This window comes from Rhizobium sp. 01T417, assembly GCF_056398905.1.
In genome coordinates, this window is record NZ_JBFTQH010000138.1 from 1 (window position 1) to 1,292 (window position 1,292).

Below are 1,292 nucleotides of genomic sequence, written 5' to 3' on the forward strand. Positions count from 1 at the left end.
GCGATGCTGGGTTCGGGGAGCGCCGAACTCGCTCTCGAAGCATTTGGCCTGTTGCGGCAGCGTCTTGGGACAGACGTCACGGCCTTCGAGTTGATCTCTTCTGATGCAATGGCGCTGGTCCTGGAGCATTTGCGAACCCAGACATCGCCGCTTCCGTCGACCCACCCGTGGTACGTGCTCGTAGAAATGTCGTCGACCTCGTTGCAGGAGGACGCAGAAGCAGCCTTCTATGCAGCGTTGAGCGAGGTGGCCGAGAAGGGCCTGATCAATGACGCAGCCATTGCATCCAACGAGAATCAGGCTTCCGACTTCTGGCTCATTCGTGAGGAAATCTCTGACGCGCAGACTCGCACGCGTGGCAGCGTCCGCTGCGATATTTCGGTGCCACTGTCGAGCATCCCACGCTTCATTCGCGAGACATCGGCAAAGGTGCTGGCCATGGCGCCCACGACGCGCATGGTCATTTATGGCCATGTTGGTGACGGCAATGTCCATTTCAACCCGTTGCGCGCCGCTGACATGACACCTGAGGATTATCTCGCCACGCACGGAGATGCGATCACGAAGCTTGTCGATGACGCAGCGATGGAACTAAACGGGTCCATTTCCGCGGAGCACGGAGTCGGCACCGCGAAGCGCGATGAACTGCTCCACGTGCGCAGCCAGGTCGAATTGAAACTCGCGTGGAGCGTGAAACGTGCTCTGGATCCCGCAAACTTGATGAATCCGGGGAAGGTGCTTCCCCTTATGCCGACCAACTGAGCGTCCTGAACTCCCCCCAGGGCAAATTTGGAATGTTGATGCAGATTCTGCGATGTGCCCTCGACAAAGCCATCGCAGAGACCTACTGAAAAGGAGCAATGATGAAACTGACGGACTTCAAGGTATTGACCTTCGACTGCTACGGCACCCTCATCGACTGGGAGACGGGCATCTATAACGGCCTGGTACCGCTGATCGAGAAGGCGGGCTATGCCGGCAAGACTCGCGACGAGATTCTCGAGAACTATGCTAGGCACGAGGCTGATCAGGAGATCATGACGCCGGACCTGGCCTATTCGGCGCTGCTCGCTATCGTGTATCGCCGCCTGGCCAACGAATGGGACGTTGGCGTCACCAACGAAGAATGCAACATCTTTGGCGCGTCCGTTCCCGATTGGCCCGAGTTTACGGATTCTGTCGAGGCGCTGCGCTACCTCAAGCAGCACTACAAGCTTGTGATCCTCTCCAATGTCGACCGCCTGTCGTTCCGCAGCAGCAATGCCCGACTCGGCGTTGAGTTCGACGCGATC

Annotated in this window: 2 protein-coding genes; both read left to right on the forward strand. The window is 58.1% G+C overall.

Annotated features, from left to right (window positions below):
- Positions 1-762: FAD-binding oxidoreductase (locus AC1DPR_RS32015; RefSeq protein ID WP_477818031.1), on the forward strand; the 762-nt coding region annotated here is incomplete at its 5' end.
- A gap of 101 nt (positions 763-863) precedes the next feature.
- Positions 864-1,292, forward strand: a 429-nt coding sequence (locus tag AC1DPR_RS32020; RefSeq protein WP_477818032.1) for an HAD family hydrolase, incomplete at its 3' end; no start/stop codon positions are given.